The sequence below is a fragment of the Streptomyces sp. NPDC023723 genome, from assembly GCF_040639815.1.
Taxonomy (GTDB): Bacteria; Actinomycetota; Actinomycetes; order Streptomycetales; family Streptomycetaceae; genus Streptomyces.
Map to the genome: position 1 here is coordinate 46,239 of NZ_JBFAAP010000036.1, position 19,161 is coordinate 65,399.

Below are 19,161 nucleotides of genomic sequence, written 5' to 3' on the forward strand. Positions count from 1 at the left end.
CTACCGCCAGCTGTGCGGCGCCCGGAACCCCGGTTCCCGCTCCAGGCGGCGCCAGCCCGCGCGGACGCTGCCGCCCCGGGACGGCGCGATCTCGGCGGGGCGGGCGGCGGCGCGGGCCATCAGGATCGCCGTGATGGCGGCGACTTCCTCGGGCTCGGCGTGGCCCTTCTCGACACGGATGTCAGGCATGGACATACGACAGACTCCTCGGGGTCACTGCGGGGGGTTGCCGTGCTTGCGCGAGGGCAGGTCGGCGTGCTTGGTCTGAAGCATGGCCAGGGAGCTGATGAGCACCTCACGGGTCTCGGCCGGGTCGATCACGTCGTCGACCAGGCCGCGCTCGGCCGCGTAGTACGGGTGCATCAGCTCGGCCTTGTACTCCTTGACCATCTTCTGCCGCATGGCCTCGGGGTCCTCGGCCGCGGCGATCTGCCGCCGGAAGATGACGCCCGCGGCGCCCTCCGCGCCCATCACGGCGATCTCGTTGGTCGGCCAGGCGTAGGTGAGGTCCGCTCCGATGGACTGGCTGTCCATGACGATGTACGCACCTCCGTACGCCTTGCGCAGGATCAGGGAGATCCGCGGCACGGTCGCGTTGCAGTACGCGTAGAGCAGCTTCGCTCCGTGCCGGATGATCCCGCCGTGCTCCTGGTCGACGCCCGGAAGGAACCCGGGCACGTCCAGGAGGGTGACGATCGGGATGTTAAAAGCGTCACACATCTGGACAAAGCGTGCAGCTTTTTCGCTGGCCTCGATGTCCAGGACACCGGCGAGGGCCTGCGGCTGGTTGGCGACGATGCCGACGACCTGGCCGTCGAGGCGGGCCAGCGCGCAGATGATGTTGCGGGCCCAGCGCTCGTGGACCTCGAGGTAGTCGCCGTCGTCGACGAGCTCCTCGATCACCTTGGCCATGTCGTACGGGCGGTTGCCGTCGGCCGGGACCAGGTCCAGCAGGACGTCGGAGCGGCGGTCGACCGGGTCCGAGGACTCGGTGCGGGGCGGGTTCTCCCGGTTGTTCTGCGGCAGGAGCGAGAGGAGGTAGCGGACTTCGGCGAGGCAGGTCTCCTCGTCGTCGTAGGCGAAGTGGCAGACACCGCTCGTCTCGGCGTGCACGTCCGCGCCGCCCAGGCCGTTCTGGGTGATCTCCTCGCCGGTGACCGCCTTGACCACGTCCGGGCCGGTGATGAACATCTGCGAGGTCTCGCGCACCATGAACACGAAGTCCGTCAGGGCGGGGCTGTAGGCCGCGCCGCCCGCGCAGGGGCCGAGCATCACGCTGATCTGCGGGATGACCCCGGACGCCTTGGTGTTGCGCTGGAAGATGCCGCCGTACCCGGCGAGGGCGGAGACGCCCTCCTGGATACGGGCGCCCGCGCCGTCGTTCAACGACACCAGCGGCGCTCCGGCCGCGATGGCCATGTCCATGATCTTGTGGATCTTGGTGGCGTGCGCCTCACCGAGCGCGCCGCCGAAGATCCGGAAGTCGTGCGCGTAGACGAAGACCGTGCGGCCCTCGACCGTCCCCCAGCCGGTGATCACACCGTCGGTGTGCGGCTTCTTGGCCTCCAGGCCGAATCCGGTGGCCCGGTGCCGGCGCAGCTGCTCGACCTCCCGGAACGTACCGGGGTCAAGCAGGAGTTCGATCCGCTCCCGCGCGGTCAGCTTGCCCTTGGCGTGCTGCGCCGCCGTGGCCTTCTCGCTCGGTCCGGCCAGCGCCCGCGCACGGATCTCGTGCAGCTCGGCGACCCGCCCGCGCGCGTCCGCAGGCTCGCCCGTCGACTCACCCGGCGCCTCATCCAAAACGGTCATGTAGTGACCTTACGAAGCCGACCAAGGAAAGCACGCCGTCGACTCCGTACAGTCTCCGGCGGGTTTTCCTGGTACACCTGAACAGAACCATCGGGGTATGCAGCCGTTTCGACTGCTCAGAGGGTCCGCTCGTTGTAGAAGTCGCACAAAGCCGTCAGCTGAGAGTCACCTCACATTCATGGGTGGCGCATACCGTCCCCGGAGTGACGCGCAGCCGCAGCCGGCGGCCCGTGGCCAGGATCTCGACCGTCTCGTCGGCCCGGACCGGCGCGCCCACCGGGTGGTCCCAGGTGATCTCCAGCGGTCGGCCGGTGCGGGGCGGCTCGCTGATGTGCAGCGTGGCGGTCCGGCCCCGGCGGCGGACCAGCACGCTCGCCCCGCCGCTCGCGCCGAGCGGCCCCACGGCAGCGGCCCGCCAGAAGACGGCGGCGGTCAGGCCCAGCGCGGGCACCCGCACCGCCTGCCGGTCCCGGTCGTTGGCGAGAACCGACAGCCGGCTCCGGTCGGCGGCGCGGCGCACGACGGCCGTCCGCGACGCCCCCGGCAGCACCGCGTAGGCGTACGTCGCGTCGGCCGGGTCGGTGCCGTGGTCCAGCCAGAGGGTCTGCCAGCGGCGGGTGCGGCGCTCGGCGGAGCCGGCGGCGTTGATGTCGGACCAGGCGCCGGCGCGGTCCTCGCGCAGGGTGTGCAGCGCGGCGCCGTCCAGCACGACCCAGCCGCCGTGTCCGTCCAGGTGCGCCCAGTCGGCGCCCCGGGTGAGGGCCGCCGCCCCGCCCTCCCCCAGATTCCGGTTGTCGACGACCGTCTCGACCGGCACGCCGTCCGCGCAGCCGATCCCGGCCCCCAGACACACCACGGCGTCATCGGCGAAGACCCAGCACTTGCGCGCCTCCAGCGTCGACCCGAGCCCCTTCAGGTGCTGCCCGACCACCGCGTACTCGCCGTCCGTCGTCCCGCCGACCCAGCGCACGTCGGGCTTGGGCTCGCCCCACTCGCCGCCCGCCCGGTCGGCCAGCCGGCGGGTGGAGACGGTCGTACCGGGCAGCCGGTAGCTGTCCACGGTCGGCCAGTACCAGTCGGTGTACTGGTCCCCGTGCCGCCCGGCCGGCCACCAGGCCAGCCATCCGGCGCCGGTGTGCCAGCCGCGCGGGTTCTCTCCGTTGCCGCACTCGTAGTGGGCGATGCGGTCACTGGCCATGGACAGGGCGGCGGTGAAGCCGGGACGGCGGTGGACGGCCCGGTCCATCGCCGCGAACAGCCGGTGCCCGACCGGCTCGGGAGCCGCCGCGACCGGCGCCTCGGCGATGGTCCGCAGCCGCGCCAGATCAGCCACCCCGAACTGTGGAGCCGTAAGGACGGGAGACACGGCGTCCCGCTCGATCCATCCCTTGATCCGCGCGTACCAGCGCTCCCGTTCGGCCGCGCTCGCGGCGCTCGCCAGGACCGCGATCGCGGCGATGAGCTGCTGCCCGTGGTAGTGATCACCGCGCAGCACGCCCCCGTCGCCCTTGGCCCGCCCCCGGCTGACGGCCCGCCCGCTGACGCAGTCCATGACCAGTCCGTCGAGGATCAGCGGCGCGTAGGCGTGCTCGACGCTGCCGAGGATGGTCCCCCGCCGGGGATCGGTCACCTCCCACTCGGACCCGGCCAGCAGCGCGAACAGCCGCCCGAGCCCGTCGAGCACGACCTGCCCGTACGTCCCCGAGTACGCGACCCAGGTGTGCTGCACGAACGACCCGTCGGCGTAGAGCCCGTCGCCCTCGGTGACGTACGGGAAGACCGGGGAGAGGGCGTCGCGGGCCAGGGCGATCTTCCGCGGGGCCCGGCCGAGGACGCCGCGCAGGGCGACCGAACGGCACAGGTCGACGCGGTTGGCCCCGGTGGAGGTACCGGTGTACGCCGTGAGCGCCGTGTCCGGGATGAAGTGGTCGACGGCGGCGCAGGCGGCGGCGATCCGGTCGGCGCCCAGGTGGTCGTGGAGGACGGCGGCGATGTCGGTGAGGAGGCGGGGGCTGCCGATCTGCCAGTCCCACCAGTTGCCGTAGGGGGTGGTGCCGGGGTGGTAGACGGTGGCGGCGAGGTGGTCGAGGCCGCGCAGCAGGTCGGCGAGGAGGGTCTCGTCGCCGGTGCAGCCGGTGCCGGGCTGGGCGTACGCCTGGGTCATCGTCCACAGCCGGCCGTAGCTGGTGGTCACCCCGGCGGACGGGTCGAAGGGGACGCCGGGCCACAGGGAGCCGGCCGTCGGCGCCATCGCCGCCCGGTGGGCGCGGGCCGTCTCGCCGGTCCGGGCGAGGCGGGTGGCGTACGGCTCGGCGGCGGGGTCGTAGCCGGTGCCGAGGGAGAGGTCGAGCCAGCGCCGGCGCAGGACGTCGTACGGGTCCGCCGCGGCGCGGGCGCGGGCGGGCGGTGCCGGGGTGAGGAGGGCGGCGAGGGCGGCGGCGAACAGGACGGCACGACGGGACGACAAGGTCATGTTCATGCCGTCTATCACGTATGCGCCGGCCGGGAAAGGACGCGTCCGCCCCCGTCAGCCGAAGCGGTGCAGCAGTCGGCGGTACAGCCCGGGCGCCAGCCCCCGCACCCGCCCCGGCACACTGAGCCAGCCCGGCACATGCACGTCGTCCCGGCCTTCCCGCACCGCGCCCCAGACCGCGCCGGCGACCCGCCCGGGTGCGACGGGCCGGGGCCACGAGCGCCGGTAAGGCGCACCACGCCGCTCGAAGAACGCGGTCTCGACCACCCCCGGCACCACATGGGTCACCCCCACGCCCGTGCCCCGCAGCTCCTGCCGCAGCGCCTCCGCGAACGCGGCCACCCCCGCCTTGCTGGCGGAGTACACCGCCTCCTGCCGTACGCCGACGCTCCCGGCGACCGAGCCGACCAGCACCACCCGCCCCCGGCCCGCCGCCACCATGGCCGGCAGCACCTCGTGGACCAGCCGGAGGGTGGCACCGAGGTTGACGGACAGCACCTGCTCCAGGGCGGCGGGCGGCATGGCGGTGAACGGCCCGGCCCAGCCGACACCGGCCCCGGCCACCAGGACGTCGATCCGCCCGGCCGCCGCGAGTGCCGACGCGGCGAGCGCCCGGGGCCCGTCGGCCTCCGCGAGGTCGACGGGCAGCGCCAGCCCGCCCGTGCCGGCCGCCGTCTCGGCCAGCCGCCCCCGGTCCCGGCCGCTGAGCAGCAGCCGCCAGCCGCCCAGCGCGAACCGCCGGGCGACGGCGGCCCCGATCCCGGACGAGGCGCCGGTGACGAGCAGCACGGGCCGGCCGGAGCCGTCGTCACCGGCGGCACGCACCGACACCCCCTCGAACGCGTCAGCGAATCGCTTGCCCCGGGACCGGTCGAGGGACCTGCGGAGGGAAGGCGGGCCTGGCTGGGTCACGGGAGCCTCCCGGGCGACATCTCGGCTCCCGACACCATCACCCCGGCCGGCCGGCGCCCGCGCGCCGGGTCCGCCCATCGGGGCCGCCGGGTGCGCCAGCCGGCGTACCCGGCGGCCCGTGCGGCGCCCCGCCGCCCCGGCACGGGAATACGGTCCCAGTGCTCCGCCACCGACCCTTGCGGATGATGTTGAACCTTGTACGGAATAGGTCTACGGTCGTTCCTGTTGAACTTCATTGAACATTCAACCAAAGGAGATCCGCCATGAGCACCACTCCCGAGCTGACCGCCCTCACCGGTGACTACACCCTGGACCCGGCGCACACCACGATCGGCTTCGTGGCCCGGCACGCCATGGTGACCAACGTCAAGGGACAGTTCCGCGACTTCACCGGCACGCTGCACCTGGACGGCTCCGACCCGGCCAAGTCCACCGCCACCCTGGACGTGGTGATGCAGAGCATCGACACCGGCAACGCCGACCGCGACGGCCACCTCAAGAGCGCCGACTTCTTCAAGACCGACGAGTATCCGACGATGACCTTCCGCTCCACCTCGGCGGAGTCCCTCGGCGGCGACGACTACCGGATCACCGGCGACCTGACGATCCTCGGCACCACCAAACAGCTCAGCATCGACCTGGAGTTCAACGGCGCCGCCAAGGACCCGTTCGGCAACGACCGGGTCGGCTTCGAGGGCAAGGCCGAGATCAAGCGCTCGGAGTGGGGCCTGACCTGGAACGCCGCGCTGGAGACCGGCGGCGTGCTGGTCTCCGACAAGATCAAGCTGGTCTTCGACATCTCGGCGATCAAGAACGCCTGACGCCGGCGCCGAGCAGCTCCCGGGCCTGTTCACGGGCGACCCCGAACGGGTCCGGGAACACCCCCATCCCGTGCGCCACGAGCGCCCCCTCGTGCAGCAGCATGAGCGCCCGACCCGCCCCCTCCGCCCCCGCGAGCCGGGTGAACAGCTCCAGCATCCACGCCTTCTGCGCGACGACGACCGCGTACGCCGGATGCCCCGGGTCACTGATCTCGGCGTGCGCGTTGACCATGGCGCACCCCTTGGCCCCGTACTCCCCGGCCCACTCCCGCGAGGCGTCGAACACGGCGAGCACCCCCGCCCCGGGCTCCGCCCGCGCCAGATGCGCGGCCACGAACGCCCGCCACCGCTCGTCCCGCCCGGCGAGATACTCCACGACGACCTGCTCCTTCGACCCGAACCGGTCGTAGAGCGTCTTCTTCGTCACCCCCGCCTCGGCCGCGATCAGATCCACCCCCACGGCGTGGATCCCGTGCGTGTAGAACAGCCGCTCGGCGGCGTCCAGTACGCGCCGCGCGGCGGGCGTCATCCGCACACGCTTCAGCTTCTCTTCCATACCTCCAGCGTATACCGATCTGTATAGTGGGCACCCGGGAACGACAGTAAACCGAACTGTCTACTAGGGGTGATCCACATGACCGCCGTACTCCTCCCGGTCGCGTTCGTCGTCTGCTGGAGTTCCGGCTTCATCGGCGCCAAGCTCGGCGCGGGCACGGCACCCGCGGCGACCCTGCTGATGTGGCGCTTCCTGCCGCTGGCCGTGGTCCTGCTGGCCGTGTCCTGGACATCGGTCCGGCGGACCCTCGGCATCCGCGACCTCGGCCGCCAGATCCTGATCGGCGCCCTGTCCCAGAGCGGCTACCTGCTCAGCGTCTACTACGCCATCCAGCTCGGCGTCTCCAGCGGCACGACCGCCCTCATCGACGGCGTCCAGCCGCTCGTGGCCGGCGCGCTCGCGGGTCCACTGCTGCGGCAGTACGTCTCCCGCCGCCAGTGGCTCGGCCTCGGTCTCGGTCTGACCGGCGTCACGGTGGTCACCCTGGCGGACGCCGGAGCGGCGGGCGGGGACGTCGCCTGGTGGGCCTACCTGGTCCCGCTCCTCGGCATGCTGTCGCTGGTGGCGGCGACGTTCCTGGAGGGCCGGGCGCGGACCTCGGTGCCGCCCCGCACGTCGCTGACCATCCACTGCGCGACCAGCGCGGTGCTGTTCTCCGTCCTGGGGCTGGCCACCGGGACCGCCACGCCGCCCGCCACCTCCTCCTTCTGGCTGGCGACCGCCTGGCTGGTGGTGCTGCCGACCTTCGGCGGCTACGGCCTGTACTGGCTGATCCTGCGCCGCTCCGGGGTCACCGAGGTCAACACCCTGATGTTCCTGATGGCCCCGGTCACCGCCGTCTGGGGCGCCCTGATGTTCGGCGAGCACTTCGGTGTGACGACCGCCGTCGGGCTGGCGATCGGCCTCGCGGCCGTCGTCGTCGTCCGCCGCGCCCCGTCCCGAACTCGGCCGACGCGCCCTTCCCCGGCCGCCGCTCCCCCGTCCCCCGCTTGTCAGCGAGCGCGCTGACCAGTGCGGGACGCCGGCGGGCCGATACTCACCGTCTCCTCAGCCGCCCCGTCCGCCGGGTGACCGCCGGCTCAGAAGCCACCGCCGAAGTCCCCGCCCCCGCCGAAGTTGCCGCCACCCCCGAAGTCCCCGCCACCGCCACCGAAGCCGCCTCCGAAGTCGTCGGAGTCGAAGTCGGCGCCGGAGACGTCACCGCCCGCGTGGCCGCCGCCGAAGTCGCCGTACCCGGCGCCGTAGTCGGCCGCGTACGCGGGGCCGGCCATCATGCCGCCCAGCATCGTGCCGACCAGCAGCCCCGGCAGGATGCCGCCACCGAAGTAACCGCCCGCCCAGGGACCGTAGGCCGGCCCCGCCTCCCAGTACGGGCGCCGGCCGCCGTCCGTGTCGACCTCCCGCACCATCGGATCGCGCCCGTCCGCCAGCCGGGTCCGGTCCGCCGCGCACACCGGTACCTCGCGCGTGGCACCGCCCACCGGCGTCCACGCCACGTCCGCCACTGAAGGGCCGTGCCGGGGGTCGAAGAAGCACGGCGGCCGACGCTCCGGCAGCGGCTCGCCCGCCCGCCGCGCCGCGAGCAGCGCCAGCGCGAACCGTCCGTCCTCCACCGCCTGCGTCACCGCCCGCACGTCCTCCGGGCGGCGCGCCCCGGCCATCAGCGCCTTCGACCGCTCGTACGCGTCCAGCGCCCGCTCGTAGTCCGCCCGCATCGCGTCGTCCGCGCCCGGCTCGCCCGGCCGGAAGTCCAGCCGGTCCAGTTCCTCCCCGAACGCCGTGATGTCCTCGTCCACCACCACCCGCAGCTTCTCCAGCGCGGCCCGCTGCTCCTCCTCGTGCCGCCGCCGGTTGCGCCGGGACAGCGCGTACACGCCGGCCCCGCCCACGACCACCACCGCACCCGTGGCGATCAGTCCGCCCACCGGCACGCCGTCGCTCGAGCCGTCGCTCCAGCCGCTCGGCGCCGACCCGCCCGTGTTCCGCAGCGCGTCGTCCACGAAGTCGTTCAACTGGGCCTTGGTGTCCCCGGCGCCCTGCACGGCCGACACCAGGTTGGCCACGCCCTGCCGGCTCATCACACTGCTGTCGGCCCGCGCGTCGAAGCGGTCGCCGAGCCGGATGCCGTACAGCCCGGTCACGCCTGTCTCCGTACGGAGATTCTGGAAGAGGTCCGTCGTCGGCTGGTCGGCCGGCAGCACCGCCACGAAGACCGGCTTGTCCGCGTCCTCGATCTTGTCGGCCAGCGCGTCCGCGTCCGCCTTGGAGAACTGGTCGGTGGCGGCGGGGTCCACATACACCGGACTCTCGCGCAACGCCTCGGCCACCTCGGACACATCCGTGGCAGCACGCGCCTCGGAGGCACCGATCATCCCCACCGACAACACCGCCAGCAAAGCGGCGACCGGGGCGATCAGAAGGCGAACGAGCACACGCACCGATGCGATCCTCATATTTCGAAAGTACCTTAAAAAGCACCCCAAACGGAACGGAAGGGACACCGGCTTCGACCTCAGCCGGTGTCCCTCCCGCCTCAGGCGGCCCGGTACGCCGTCGCCAGTTTCGCGACCGCCGCCCCGTACTTTCCGCTCACCGCCAGGTGGTCCGCGTCGGCGAACGGCCCGGCCACCGCCGAGGTGATCCGCTCCCCCACCTCCCGCTGCACGAGCAGCCGCGCCTTGGTGACCACCGCACGTCCCGCCGCGTCGGCCCCGGCCCGTTCGGCGGCCCGCGCGGCGACACCCAGCGCCTTCAGCGTCGGCTCACCGCCCGCCGGGACGCGGGTCAGGGTGCTCAGGCCCCACCCGTAGGGGAACTGCGGGTCGTACGCCGCGTCACCGACGTTGATCGGCAACTGCGCCTCGGACTTCGGCCAGGTCACCGGCAACTGCCCGGTGAACGCCCGCTTGCCGTACAGCACGTCGGCCACCCCGTCGCCCTCCGTGCCCGGCAGCCAGGAGGCGACCAGCGCGTCGATCTCCCCGAGCCGGTCGCCCACCAGCTGCGGGCGTCCGGAGACCACCAGCACCGCGCACTTCATGGCCGCGCACACCTTGTCCACGGCCGCCTGGTCGGCTGCCGACAGCTCCAGGTCGTGACCGTTGCCGACGTCCCCCATGCCTTCCGCGTACGGCGTCTCCCCGACCACGACCACTCCCACGTCGTAGCCGCCGACCGGCGCCGACGCGTCCTTCGAGTACGTCACGTCACCCCCGGCCCCGCGCATCCCCTCGAGGATCGTCGTGCCGTCCGTGATCTCGCCGGACGACCCCTGCCAGCTGATGGTCCAGCCCCCGGCCTGGTTGCCGATGTCGTCGGCGTTCGACCCGGCGACGTACACCTTCTGGTTCTTCCGCAGCGGGAGCAGGCCGCCCGCGTTCTTCAGCAGCACCTGCGACTCGGCCGCCGCCTTCCGGGCCACCGCCCGGTGCGCCGCCGAACCGATGTCCGCGATGCCGTCCGTATCGGCGTACGGCTTCTCGAACAGGCCCAGTTCGAACTTCTGGGTCAGGATGCGCGTGACGGCGTCGTCGAGCCGTGCCCCGCTCACCCGCCCCGCCTCGGCCTCGTCGGTCAGTGTCCCGGCGAACTCCTTGTAGCTGTAGGGCACCATCATCATGTCGACGCCCGCGTTGACCGAGGTCCGGACCTGGGCGCCGAAGTCACCGGGGAGCTGGTACAGCGCGTCCCAGTCGCTGATCACGAACCCGTCGAAGCCCATCCGCCCCTTGAGCACCCCGTTGATCATGTCGGCGCGGGCGTGCATCTTCACCGGGCCCTGCCCGTCCCCGGCGATGTCGAGCGAGGAGAACGACGGCATGACCGAACCGACGCCCCGGTCGACGGCGTCCCAGTACGGCGAGAGGTGCACGGCCTCCAGTTCCTGGCGGCTGACCTCGGTGACGCCCTGGTCGATGGTGTAGGTGCCGCTGGTCGAGGAGCCGTACGTGGTGCCGCCGTCCCCGACGAAGTGCTTCGCCGTGGCCAGCACCTTGTCGGAGCGGTCCAGGTCCCGGCCGTCGGCCCGGCCCTGCAACCCCTGGATCACCGTCTCCAGCGACTCCACCAGCGCCGGGTCCTCGCCGAACGACTCGTACGTCCGCCCCCACCGCTCGTCGCGCGCCACGCAGAGGCAGGGCGCGAAGGTCCACGGAACACCGGTGGCGCGGGTCTCGGCGGCGGTCACCGCGCCGGTCCGCTCGACCAGACCGGCGTCGCGGGTCGCGCCCAGCCCGATGTTGTGCGGCATGATCGTCGCGCCGGTCAGGTTGTTGTGCCCGTGCACCGAGTCCACGCCGTAGATCAGCGGGATCTGGAGCCGGGTGGACCGGGTCCGCAGCTGGTAGGAGTCGATCATCTTCGCCCACGCCTCGGCCGTGTTCGGCGTCGGCGTGGAGCCGCCGCCGGACAGCAGCGAGCCCAGACCGTACGACGCGATGTCACCGGGCACGGTCATGGCACCGCGCTCGGCCTGCGTCATCTGCCCGGCCTTCTCCTCCACCGTCATCCGGGACAGCAGGTCGGCGACCCGCTTGCGCACCGGCAGCCGGGTGTCCAGGTACGGCAGTCCGTGGGCGTCGACGACCACCACCGGGTCCTCGTCGGGGGCCTTGGCACCGGTGACGGTCAGCTCCAGCGGGATTGTCTCGGCCTCCTCGGCGGTACGGTCCCTCAGGGTCTCGACCCGCACCGTGCGGGTGGTGCCGGAGGCGGTGCCGGCCGGGAAGGTGACCGTCCCGCTGACCGGCGAGTAGTCCTTGCCCGGCACCGCGCCGCCGCCGGCCGCCGTCTGGTAGCCGACCGTCACGGGCTCCTCCAGCGGAGCCGAACCCGTCGTCCCGACGGTGATCGCCACCGACGCCGTCCGGCCCTCGGCCACCGAGTACACGGCGGCCCCGGTCGTCACGGCCGCGCGCAGCGACTGGTCCGCGCGGCCGTACAGTTCGACGCCGTCCATGGCGAACTCGCCCTTGATCCCGACCGGGAGGGTGACGGCGTAGCCCCACACCTCCGTCAGGCCGAGCACCTGGTCGATGCCGCCGACGGGCTGGTAGTCGGTGCGGTAGGTGAAGTCGGCGAACGGGATCTCGATCTGCTGCCAGCCGGTGAAGTCGTCGGCGAAGGACGTCGTCCACAGCTCGGAGGCGTCGCCGTTGGCACCGCCGTCCTTGATCTCGAAGGCGACGCGCTTGCCGCTGGCGTGGCCCTCCCACCAGAAGCGCACGCCCTGGTGCGCGGACCAGTCGTGGGCGGGCCCGGCGTTCGCGTACTGGTGGGTGAAGCCGCCGTAGCCGCTGATGTCGTACGTGCCGGAGAGCACCTTCTCCCCCTCGGGGGCGTCGGCGCGGCCAGCCAGCGACAGGGCGGGCGGGTCGTCGGTGTCGCCGCCCCAGGTGGACAGGCCCTCGGCGGGCGGGGCGGCGAACGGCACCTCGCCCTCGAAGCGGTCGACGGGGACCGGGACGGGATCGTCGGCCGCGGCGGCGCCGACGGCGGTGAGCGGGATGAGCCCGGTGAGCAGGGTGGCGCAGACGAGCAGGGCGGTTCTTCGCATGGAACGTCCCTCGACTCTCGTAAGCCGACTCAAGACTGCTGGTGACTTAGTTCAGGGCGTGAGTTAACTGGTGCCCCATGCGACCGTCAAGAGGACCGGCGGCGTCCGCGCGGACACCGCGCATCGGCCGGCCGTGCCGAACGTCCCGTTCGCCGGATATTGCTGGACGTCCGGCCCTGCACGCTCGACGAATCGGCCCGGGTACTGGTCAAACGGGCACCGGAGATCGGCGCGGACTTCATTCCGCTGGCGCACGCGCTGGCCGGGGGCGTCCACCGCGATCTGATCCGGTACGGCCGGCGCCTCATGGAGATCAAGGCCGAGGACTCCGAGGTGGTGGAGCTGGCCGCGGTGGCCCGGGTGCTGATCGTCGAGGAACTCGCCGCGACCCTGGAGGGGTTCCGCACCCTGCTCGCCGAGCAGGAGTGGCGCGGTGAGTCCGTGACCGTCCTGCTGTCCTTCCGGACCGTGACCGGCTGCCTGCCGCCCCTGGCCGCCACGCGCTGCCGGCACGGGACCGGGCGGCTGACCGAGGCGCTGACCCAGCTCGCCGCGCAGGACGGCGCCGACCTCACCGAGGAAGCGGGGCGCCTGCTGGAGGAAGCCACCGCCTACGTCTACTTCTGCCTCACCCTGCTGCAGATTTTCGGCCCGCCCGACTTCGGCGACCGCAGGGCGTCGGCGGCCCGGCGGGCACCTCGGCGCGCTCGCGCGGGCCCGCCAGGAACTCGGCACGTCGCCGCGCAGCGCACGCGCCGTGATCGACGAGATCCGCCGCGGCTGGGGGCTGCGGCCCGTCGCCGCCCGGACGTTCCGCCAGCCGGTCGCGGCCCCGCCGCCGTGCGGCGACCCGTGCGCCGGGCCCGACCGGCCCTGAGCCCCGGGCGGGCCCGGATCACTCGGCGGGCGCCACCCCGGCCCGCAGCAGCCCGTAGGTGTACGCGTCCTCCAGCGCCTGCCAGGACGCGGCGATGACGTTCTCCGCGACCCCGACCGTCGACCACTCGCCCGCCCCGTCGGAGGTGTTGATCAGGACCCGGGTGGTGGACTGGGTGCCGTGCACGCCCTCCAGGATGCGGACCTTGTAGTCGACCAGGTCCAGCTTGGCGAGCTGCGGGTAGATGCGTTCCAGGGCCACCCGCAGGGCCCGGTCCAGGGCGTTGACCGGGCCGTTGCCCTCCGCGGTGGCGACGATCCGCTCGCCCTTGGCCCACAGCTTCACCGTGGCCTCGTTGGCGTGGGTGCCGTCGGGGCGGTCCTCGACGATCGCCCGCCAGGATTCGACGGAGAAGTACTTCAGCGGGGCGCCCGCGACCTCCGCGCGCAGCAGCAGTTCGAAGGAGGCGTCGGCGGCCTCGTACGTGTAGCCCTGCAGTTCGCGTTCCTTGACGCGCTCGACGACCCGGCCGACCAGTTCGCGGTCGCCGCCGAGGTCGATGCCGAGTTCCTTGCCCTTCAGCTCGATGGAGGCGCGGCCCGCCATGTCGGAGACCAGCATCCGCATGGTGTTGCCGACCAGCGCCGGGTCGGTGTGCTGGTACAGGTCCGGGTCGACCTTGATGGCGGAGGCGTGCAGGCCGGCCTTGTGGGCGAAGGCGGAGACACCGACGTAGGGCTGGTGGGTGGAGGGGGTGAGGTTGACGACCTCGGCGATGGCGTGCGAGATGCGGGTGGTCTCGCGGAGCCGGCCCGCGGGCAGGACCTGCTTGCCGTACTTCAGTTCCAGGGCGGCGACGACCGGGAAGAGGTTGGCGTTGCCGACCCGCTCGCCGTAGCCGTTGGCCGTGCACTGCACATGGGTGGCGCCCGCGTCGACGGCGGCGAGGGTGTTGGCGACCGCGCAGCCGGTGTCGTCCTGGGCGTGGATGCCGAGCCGGGCGCCGGTGTCGGCGAGCACGGTGGCGACCACGGCGCTGATCTGGGCGGGGAGCATGCCGCCGTTGGTGTCGCAGAGGATGACGACGTCGGCGCCGGCCTCCGCGGCGGTGCGCACCACCGCCTTGGCGTACTCGGGGTTGGCGCGGTAGCCGTCGAAGAAGTGCTCGCAGTCCAGGAACACCCGGCGGCCCTGCTCGCGCAGGTGCGAGACGGTGTCGCGGATCATCGCGAGGTTCTCGTCCAGGGTGGTGCGCAGGGCGAGTTCGACGTGCCGGTCGTGCGACTTGGCGACCAGGCAGATCACCTCGGCGCCGGCTTCAAGGAGCGCCCTGACCTGCGGGTCCTCGGACGCCTTGGCGCCGGCCCGGCGGGTGGAGCCGAAGGCGACGAGCTGGGCGTGCCGGAAGTCGATCTCCTTCTGGGCGCGGGCGAAGAACTCCGTGTCGCGGGGGTTCGCGCCGGGCCAGCCGCCCTCGATGAAGCCCACGCCGTAGTCGTCCAGGTGCCGGGCGATGGCCAGCTTGTCCGCGACGGTGAGGTTGATGCCCTCGCGCTGCGCGCCGTCGCGCAGGGTGGTGTCGAAGACGTGGAACGAATCGTCGAGCAGCTCGCTGGGTGCGGTCATGATCTTCAGGGCTCCTGTATGGGATCTCGGTCTACCGGAATGACCGGTTCCACCGTCCGTCAATGATCCCCCGCGCTCTACTCCCGGCTTGGGGTGGGCCAGGAAACAGAAAAACCTCTCGCGGGTGCGAGAGGTCTGCGCGCGGGTCGAGGACGACGGTGTCCGCCCGTACCTGGTCGTACGTGGCGGTCACTGCGGACCGGCGCGCCTGCTGCCAATAATCATGGCGAACGAGAGCACGGGGGCAGTCTGGCACAGCCCGCCCCGGTGTTCACCACCCGTCTCAGGATGCGAGCGCGGCGCGGCTCAGGCTTCCGCGAACAGGCTCTCCGCCAGGAACTCCCGCACGTGGCCGAGCACGCCCGCCCGGTCGGTGCCCCGCAGTCCGACCGCCACGTTGATGGCGAAGCCGTCGAGCAGGGCGCGCAGCCGGGTGGCGAACCGGTCCGGGTCGACGGGCCGGAACTCGCCGCGCGCGACGCCCTCCGCCAGCAGGGCGGCCAGGTCGCGGTGCCAGCCGCCCTCGATGGCGGCCTGCCGGTCGCGGGCGTCGGAGTCGACGGCGGCACTCTGCGAGCGGTTCCACACCTCCAGCCACAGCGTCCAGTGCGGGTCGCGGTGGCCGTCGGGGAGGTAGCGGGACACGTAGGCGTCGAGGCGGTCGCGGGCCGGTCCGGTGACGGCGAGGAGCCGGGCCCGTTCGGCACCGAGCCGGCCCTCGCTCCACTCCAGGGTGCGCAGCAGCAGTTCGTCCTTGGTGCGGAAGTAGTAGAGGAGGTGGCCGCTGCTCATGCCGACCTCGCGGCCGAGCGCGGCCATGGTCAGTTTCTCCAGGCCGCGTTCGGCGATCATCCGCATGGCGGCGGCGAGCACGTCCTCGCGCGGCGGGGCCTGTCTGCGGCCACCGGTCATCCTCGCGCCTCCCTCAGGTCTTCGGCTGCTGCTGTGTCACGCAGTGGATGCCGCCACCGCTCGCGAAGATCGTACGGGCGTCCACCTGCGTCACCGTGCGCCCGGGGAAGAGGCGGCGGAACAGGTCCGCGGCCCGCTCGTCGTTCGGGTCGTCGAAGGCGCAGAGCACGACGCCGCCGTTGCAGAGGTAGTGGTTGATGTAGGAGTAGTCGACCCAGTCGCCCGCCGCGTCCTTCAGGACGGTGGGGGCGGGGACCTCCACCACCTCCAGGCGGCGGCCCCGGGCGTCGGTCGCGCCGCGCAGGATCTCCAGGTACGTGCGCGACCGGGCGTGGTCGGGGTGGGCCGGGTCGCGCTGGGTGTGGACGAGGACGGTGCCGGGGCGGGCGAACGCGGCGACGATGTCGACGTGGCCCTGGGTGCCGTACGTCCCGTAGTCGCTGGTCAGGCCGTGCGGGAGCCAGATCGCCTTGCTGGTGCCGAGCCGGGCGTGCACCTCCGCCTCGACCCGCTCGCGGGTCCAGCCGGGGTTGCGGCCCGCGCCCAGCTGGACGGTGTCGGTCAGCAGCACCGTGCCCTCGCCGTCGACGTGGATCGCGCCGCCCTCGTTGACCAGCGGACTGCTCAGGACCGGCACCCCGGCGAGGTCCGCGACCTGCCGGGCGATCTTCGTGTCGTGCTCCCAGCGGGCCCACTCCTGGGCGCCCCAGCCGTTGAACACCCAGTCCACGGCGGCCAGCCCGCCCGCCCCGTCGGTCACGAAGGTCGGACCGATGTCCCGCATCCACGCGTCGTCCAGGTCGCGCTCCACCAGGTCGATGTCCGGGCCGAGCAGTTCGCGCGCGCCCGCCCCCTGCCCGGGGCCGTGCACCACGGTCACCGGCTCGAAGCGGCGCACGGCGCGGGCCACCGATGCCCAGGCGGTGCGGGCCGCGGCCAGTTCCGTGTCGTCGGTGAAGGTCGGGTTGGGGCCGGGCCAGGCCATCCAGGTGCGCTCGTGCGGGGCCCACTCGGGCGGCATGCGGTAGGTCATCGGGGGTCCTAACCGGGGGTGCTAGAGGAAGTACAGGCGGTTGAGGGAGACGGAGTCGGCCGGTGCCGAGCGGACCGGTTCGCCGTCGAGGGTGACCAGTCCGGTGCGCTGGTCGACGTCGACCTGTCCGGTACGGGTGTTGCGGCGCAGGTCGGCCGGGCCGATGCCGCGGGTGCCGCGCACCGCGACCCGGCGGCGGCGGGTCGGTATCCGGTCGGCGCCCTGGTCGAGGGCGGCCCGGGCGACGAAGGCGACGGAGAGTTCGGCGGGGGTCGCGCCGTGCGCGCCGAACTGCGGGCCGAGCACGAGGGGTTCGCAGGTGTCGGTGGCCGCGTTCGGGTCGCCGGTCACGCCGTACGCCGGGAAGCCGGACTTCAGGACGAGCTGCGGTTTGGCGCCGAAGTACGCCGGGCGCCACAGCACCAGGTCGGCGAGCTTGCCCACCTCGATGGAGCCGACCTCGTGGGCGAGGCCGTGGGCGAGGGCGGGGTTGATGGTGAGCTTGGCGATGTACCGCAGGACGCGCTCGTTGTCGTCGTCCCCGTCCGCGCCGAACTCGGCCTTCATCTTGCCGGCCATCGCGAAGGTGCGGCGGACCGTCTCGCCGGCCCGGCCCATGCCCTGCGCGTCGGAGGAGGTGATGCCGATCGCGCCCAGGTCGTGCAGCACGTCCTCGGCGCCCATCGTCGAGGCCCGGATGCGGTCGCGGGCCATCGCGGCGTCGCCCGGCAGGTCGGTCTTCAGGTCGTGGACGGAGACGATCATGCCGTAGTGCTCGGCGACCGCGTCCCGGCCGAACGGCAGGGTGGGGTTGGTGGAGGAGCCGATGACGTGCGGAACGCCCGCCATCTTCAGCACGTTGGGGACGTGTCCGCCGCCGCAGCCCTCGATGTGGAAGGCGTGGATGGTCCGGCCCTCCAGCACGCGCAGCGTGTCCTCGACCGACAGGCACTCGTTCAGGCCGTCGCTGTGCAGGGCGACCTGGACGTCGTGTTCCTCGGCGACCCGCAGGGCGGTGTCCAGGGCGCGGGTGTGGGCGCCCATGTCCTCGTGCACCTTGAACCCGGACGCGCCGCCCTCCGCGAGCGCCTCGACCAGGGGCGCCGGGTCGGAGGACGAGCCCCGGCCCAGGAAGCCGATGTTCACCGGCCAGGCGTCGAACGCCGCGAAGGCGTGCCGCAGCGCCCAGGGCGAATTGACACCGACGCCCCACACCGGGCCGAACTCCTGTCCGATGATCGTGGTGACGCCGGACGCGAGCGACGCCTCCATGATCCGCGGGGAGAGCAGGTGGACGTGGGTGTCGACGGCCCCGGCGGTGGCGATGAGGCCCTCGCCGGAGACGATGGTGGTGCCGGTGCCGGTCACGACGTCGACGCCGTCCAGGGTGTCGGGGTTCCCGGCCCGGCCGATCGAGCAGATCCGGCCCGCCCGGATGCCGATGGACACCTTGCGCACCCCCTGCACCGCGTCGATCACGACGACGTTGCTGATCACGACGTCGCAGGTGTCGCGGACGGCGGCGGCCTTCAGGTGCAGTCCGTCCCGGGCGGTCTTGCCGAACCCGGCGAGGAACTCGTCGCCGGGCCGCTGCGCGTCCGACTCGACGCGGATCACCAGCCCCGAGTCACCGAGGCGGAGCCGGTCGCCGGCCCGGGGGCCGTGGGTGGCGGCGTACTCGTACGGGTTCACTCGGCGCCGCCCGGAACCGCGTCGCCCGGAACCGCGGCACCCGCCACGCCCGTCGCATCCGCCACGCCCGTCGCACCCGTCGCACCGGTCGCACCCGCCACGCCGGTCGCACCCGTCGCACTGGCCGCACCCGTCGCACCCGCCACGCCGGTCGCACCCGTCGCACTGGCCGCACCCGTCGCACCCGTCGCACTGGTCGCACCCGCCACGCCCGCCGCACCCAGGTATCCGCACGCGGCGGCCCGGCGCAGGGCTTCCGCCCGCGCGCCCGGCGCGTCCAGCGGTCCGTCGACCAGTCCGGCGAAGCCGATCGCGACCCGCGCCCCGCCGATCGGCACGAGCCCGACCTCGACGCGCTCGCCGGGGCCGAAGCGGACGGAGGACCCGGCGGGGACGGCGAGCCGCATCCCGTAGGCCCGCTCCCGGTCGAAGTCGAGGCGCGGGTTGGCCTCGAAGAAGTGGAAGTGGGAGGTGACGGAGACCGGCACGGCGGCCGTGTTGGTCACCGGTATCCGCAGCGCCGCCGCGAGTTCCTGGTACTCCCCTCCCGGCAGCAGCGCGCCCGGCGCCGCCGCCCCCGTCCCGGCACCGATCGGGTCGGTGACGACCGCCAGCCGGGAGCCGTCGTCGAAGACCGCCTCGACGTGCACCTCGGTGACCACGTCCGCGACGCCCGGCAGTACGTCGTCGGGGCCGAGGACGGACCGGGCGCGCTCGACGGCCTCGGCGAGCCGCCTGCCGTCCCGGGCCGCCTCGCAGACGGTGTCGGCGATCAGCGCGGTCGCCTCCGGCACGTTGAGCCGCAGGCCGCGCGCCTTGCGGGCGCGGGCCAGCTCGGCGGCGGAGAACAACAGCAGCCGGTCGCGTTCGGTCGGGGTCAGTCGCACGACGGCACC

At 73.0% G+C, this 19,161-nt stretch carries 15 protein-coding genes; 3 read left to right on the forward strand and 12 right to left on the reverse strand.

Annotated elements, in window-relative coordinates; translation table 11 throughout:
• The 4 genes from AB0G32_RS28985 to AB0G32_RS29000 form a co-directional block, all read right to left on the reverse strand.
• Entirely contained in the window at positions 1–195 is a 195-nt protein-coding gene (locus AB0G32_RS28985) for an acyl-CoA carboxylase subunit epsilon (RefSeq protein WP_361169522.1), read from the reverse strand.
• Between the two features lie 18 nt (positions 196–213).
• On the reverse strand, positions 214–1,809 hold the full coding sequence (locus tag AB0G32_RS28990; protein WP_361169525.1) for an acyl-CoA carboxylase subunit beta: 1,596 nt from the start codon (positions 1,807–1,809) through the stop codon (positions 214–216).
• Between the two features lie 154 nt (positions 1,810–1,963).
• On the reverse strand, positions 1,964–4,288 hold the full coding sequence (locus AB0G32_RS28995) for a polysaccharide lyase 8 family protein (RefSeq protein WP_361169528.1): 2,325 nt from the start codon (positions 4,286–4,288) through the stop codon (positions 1,964–1,966).
• 48 nt (positions 4,289–4,336) lie between these two features.
• Positions 4,337–5,107: an SDR family NAD(P)-dependent oxidoreductase gene (locus tag AB0G32_RS29000; RefSeq protein ID WP_361169531.1), complete on the reverse strand. Its 771-nt coding sequence runs from the start codon at positions 5,105–5,107 to the stop codon at positions 4,337–4,339.
• Between the two features lie 350 nt (positions 5,108–5,457).
• Between AB0G32_RS29000 and AB0G32_RS29005 the strand changes: the two genes are divergently transcribed.
• Positions 5,458–6,015, forward strand: a complete 558-nt coding sequence (locus AB0G32_RS29005) for a YceI family protein (RefSeq protein WP_361169534.1) — start codon at positions 5,458–5,460, stop codon at positions 6,013–6,015.
• On the opposite strand, the gene AB0G32_RS29010 is transcribed toward AB0G32_RS29005, so the two are convergent.
• Positions 6,002–6,571, reverse strand: a complete 570-nt coding sequence (locus AB0G32_RS29010; RefSeq protein ID WP_361169537.1) for a helix-turn-helix domain-containing protein — start codon at positions 6,569–6,571, stop codon at positions 6,002–6,004. The two genes, AB0G32_RS29005 and AB0G32_RS29010, sit on opposite strands and share 14 nt — an antisense overlap.
• 78 nt (positions 6,572–6,649) lie before the next feature.
• Between AB0G32_RS29010 and AB0G32_RS29015 the strand changes: the two genes are divergently transcribed.
• Entirely contained in the window at positions 6,650–7,579 is a 930-nt protein-coding gene (locus AB0G32_RS29015) for a DMT family transporter (protein ID WP_361169540.1), read from the forward strand.
• A gap of 71 nt (positions 7,580–7,650) precedes the next feature.
• Here the strand turns inward: AB0G32_RS29015 and AB0G32_RS29020 are convergent, their stop codons facing one another.
• Together AB0G32_RS29020 and AB0G32_RS29025 are read right to left on the reverse strand one after the other, a co-directional pair.
• Complete coding sequence (locus tag AB0G32_RS29020) at positions 7,651–9,024, reverse strand: hypothetical protein (RefSeq protein WP_361169543.1); 1,374 nt, start codon at positions 9,022–9,024, stop codon at positions 7,651–7,653.
• An 80-nt stretch (positions 9,025–9,104) separates the two neighbouring features.
• The gene (locus AB0G32_RS29025; RefSeq protein WP_361169546.1) at positions 9,105–12,125 is read right to left on the reverse strand and encodes a glycoside hydrolase family 3 N-terminal domain-containing protein; all 3,021 of its coding nucleotides are present in this window, start codon (positions 12,123–12,125) and stop codon (positions 9,105–9,107) included.
• Positions 12,126–12,284: 159 nt separating this feature from the next.
• Here AB0G32_RS29025 and AB0G32_RS29030 point away from each other — a divergent pair, with 159 nt between their 5' ends.
• Entirely contained in the window at positions 12,285–13,100 is an 816-nt protein-coding gene (locus AB0G32_RS29030) for a hypothetical protein (protein WP_361169549.1), read from the forward strand.
• Here AB0G32_RS29030 and cimA read toward each other — a convergent pair.
• The 5 genes from cimA to ureA all read right to left on the reverse strand — a co-directional run bounded on the left by cimA (position 13,021) and on the right by ureA (position 19,152).
• On the reverse strand, positions 13,021–14,628 hold the full coding sequence (gene cimA, locus AB0G32_RS29035) for a citramalate synthase (RefSeq protein ID WP_361169552.1): 1,608 nt from the start codon (positions 14,626–14,628) through the stop codon (positions 13,021–13,023). The two genes, AB0G32_RS29030 and cimA, sit on opposite strands and share 80 nt — an antisense overlap.
• Positions 14,629–14,934: 306 nt before the next feature.
• A complete protein-coding gene (locus AB0G32_RS29040) occupies positions 14,935–15,540 on the reverse strand; it encodes a TetR/AcrR family transcriptional regulator (protein WP_361169555.1) in 606 nt (201 codons plus the stop codon).
• A gap of 13 nt (positions 15,541–15,553) precedes the next feature.
• Positions 15,554–16,573: an agmatine deiminase family protein gene (locus AB0G32_RS29045; protein ID WP_361169558.1), complete on the reverse strand. Its 1,020-nt coding sequence runs from the start codon at positions 16,571–16,573 to the stop codon at positions 15,554–15,556.
• A 21-nt stretch (positions 16,574–16,594) separates the two neighbouring features.
• Positions 16,595–18,265: an urease subunit alpha gene (locus AB0G32_RS29050; RefSeq protein ID WP_361169561.1), complete on the reverse strand. Its 1,671-nt coding sequence runs from the start codon at positions 18,263–18,265 to the stop codon at positions 16,595–16,597.
• A complete protein-coding gene (ureA, locus tag AB0G32_RS29055; protein ID WP_361169564.1) occupies positions 18,262–19,152 on the reverse strand; it encodes an urease subunit gamma in 891 nt (296 codons plus the stop codon). Before ureA ends, AB0G32_RS29050 begins: the two co-directional genes overlap by 4 nt.
• Between the last annotated feature and the right edge of the window lie 9 nt (positions 19,153–19,161).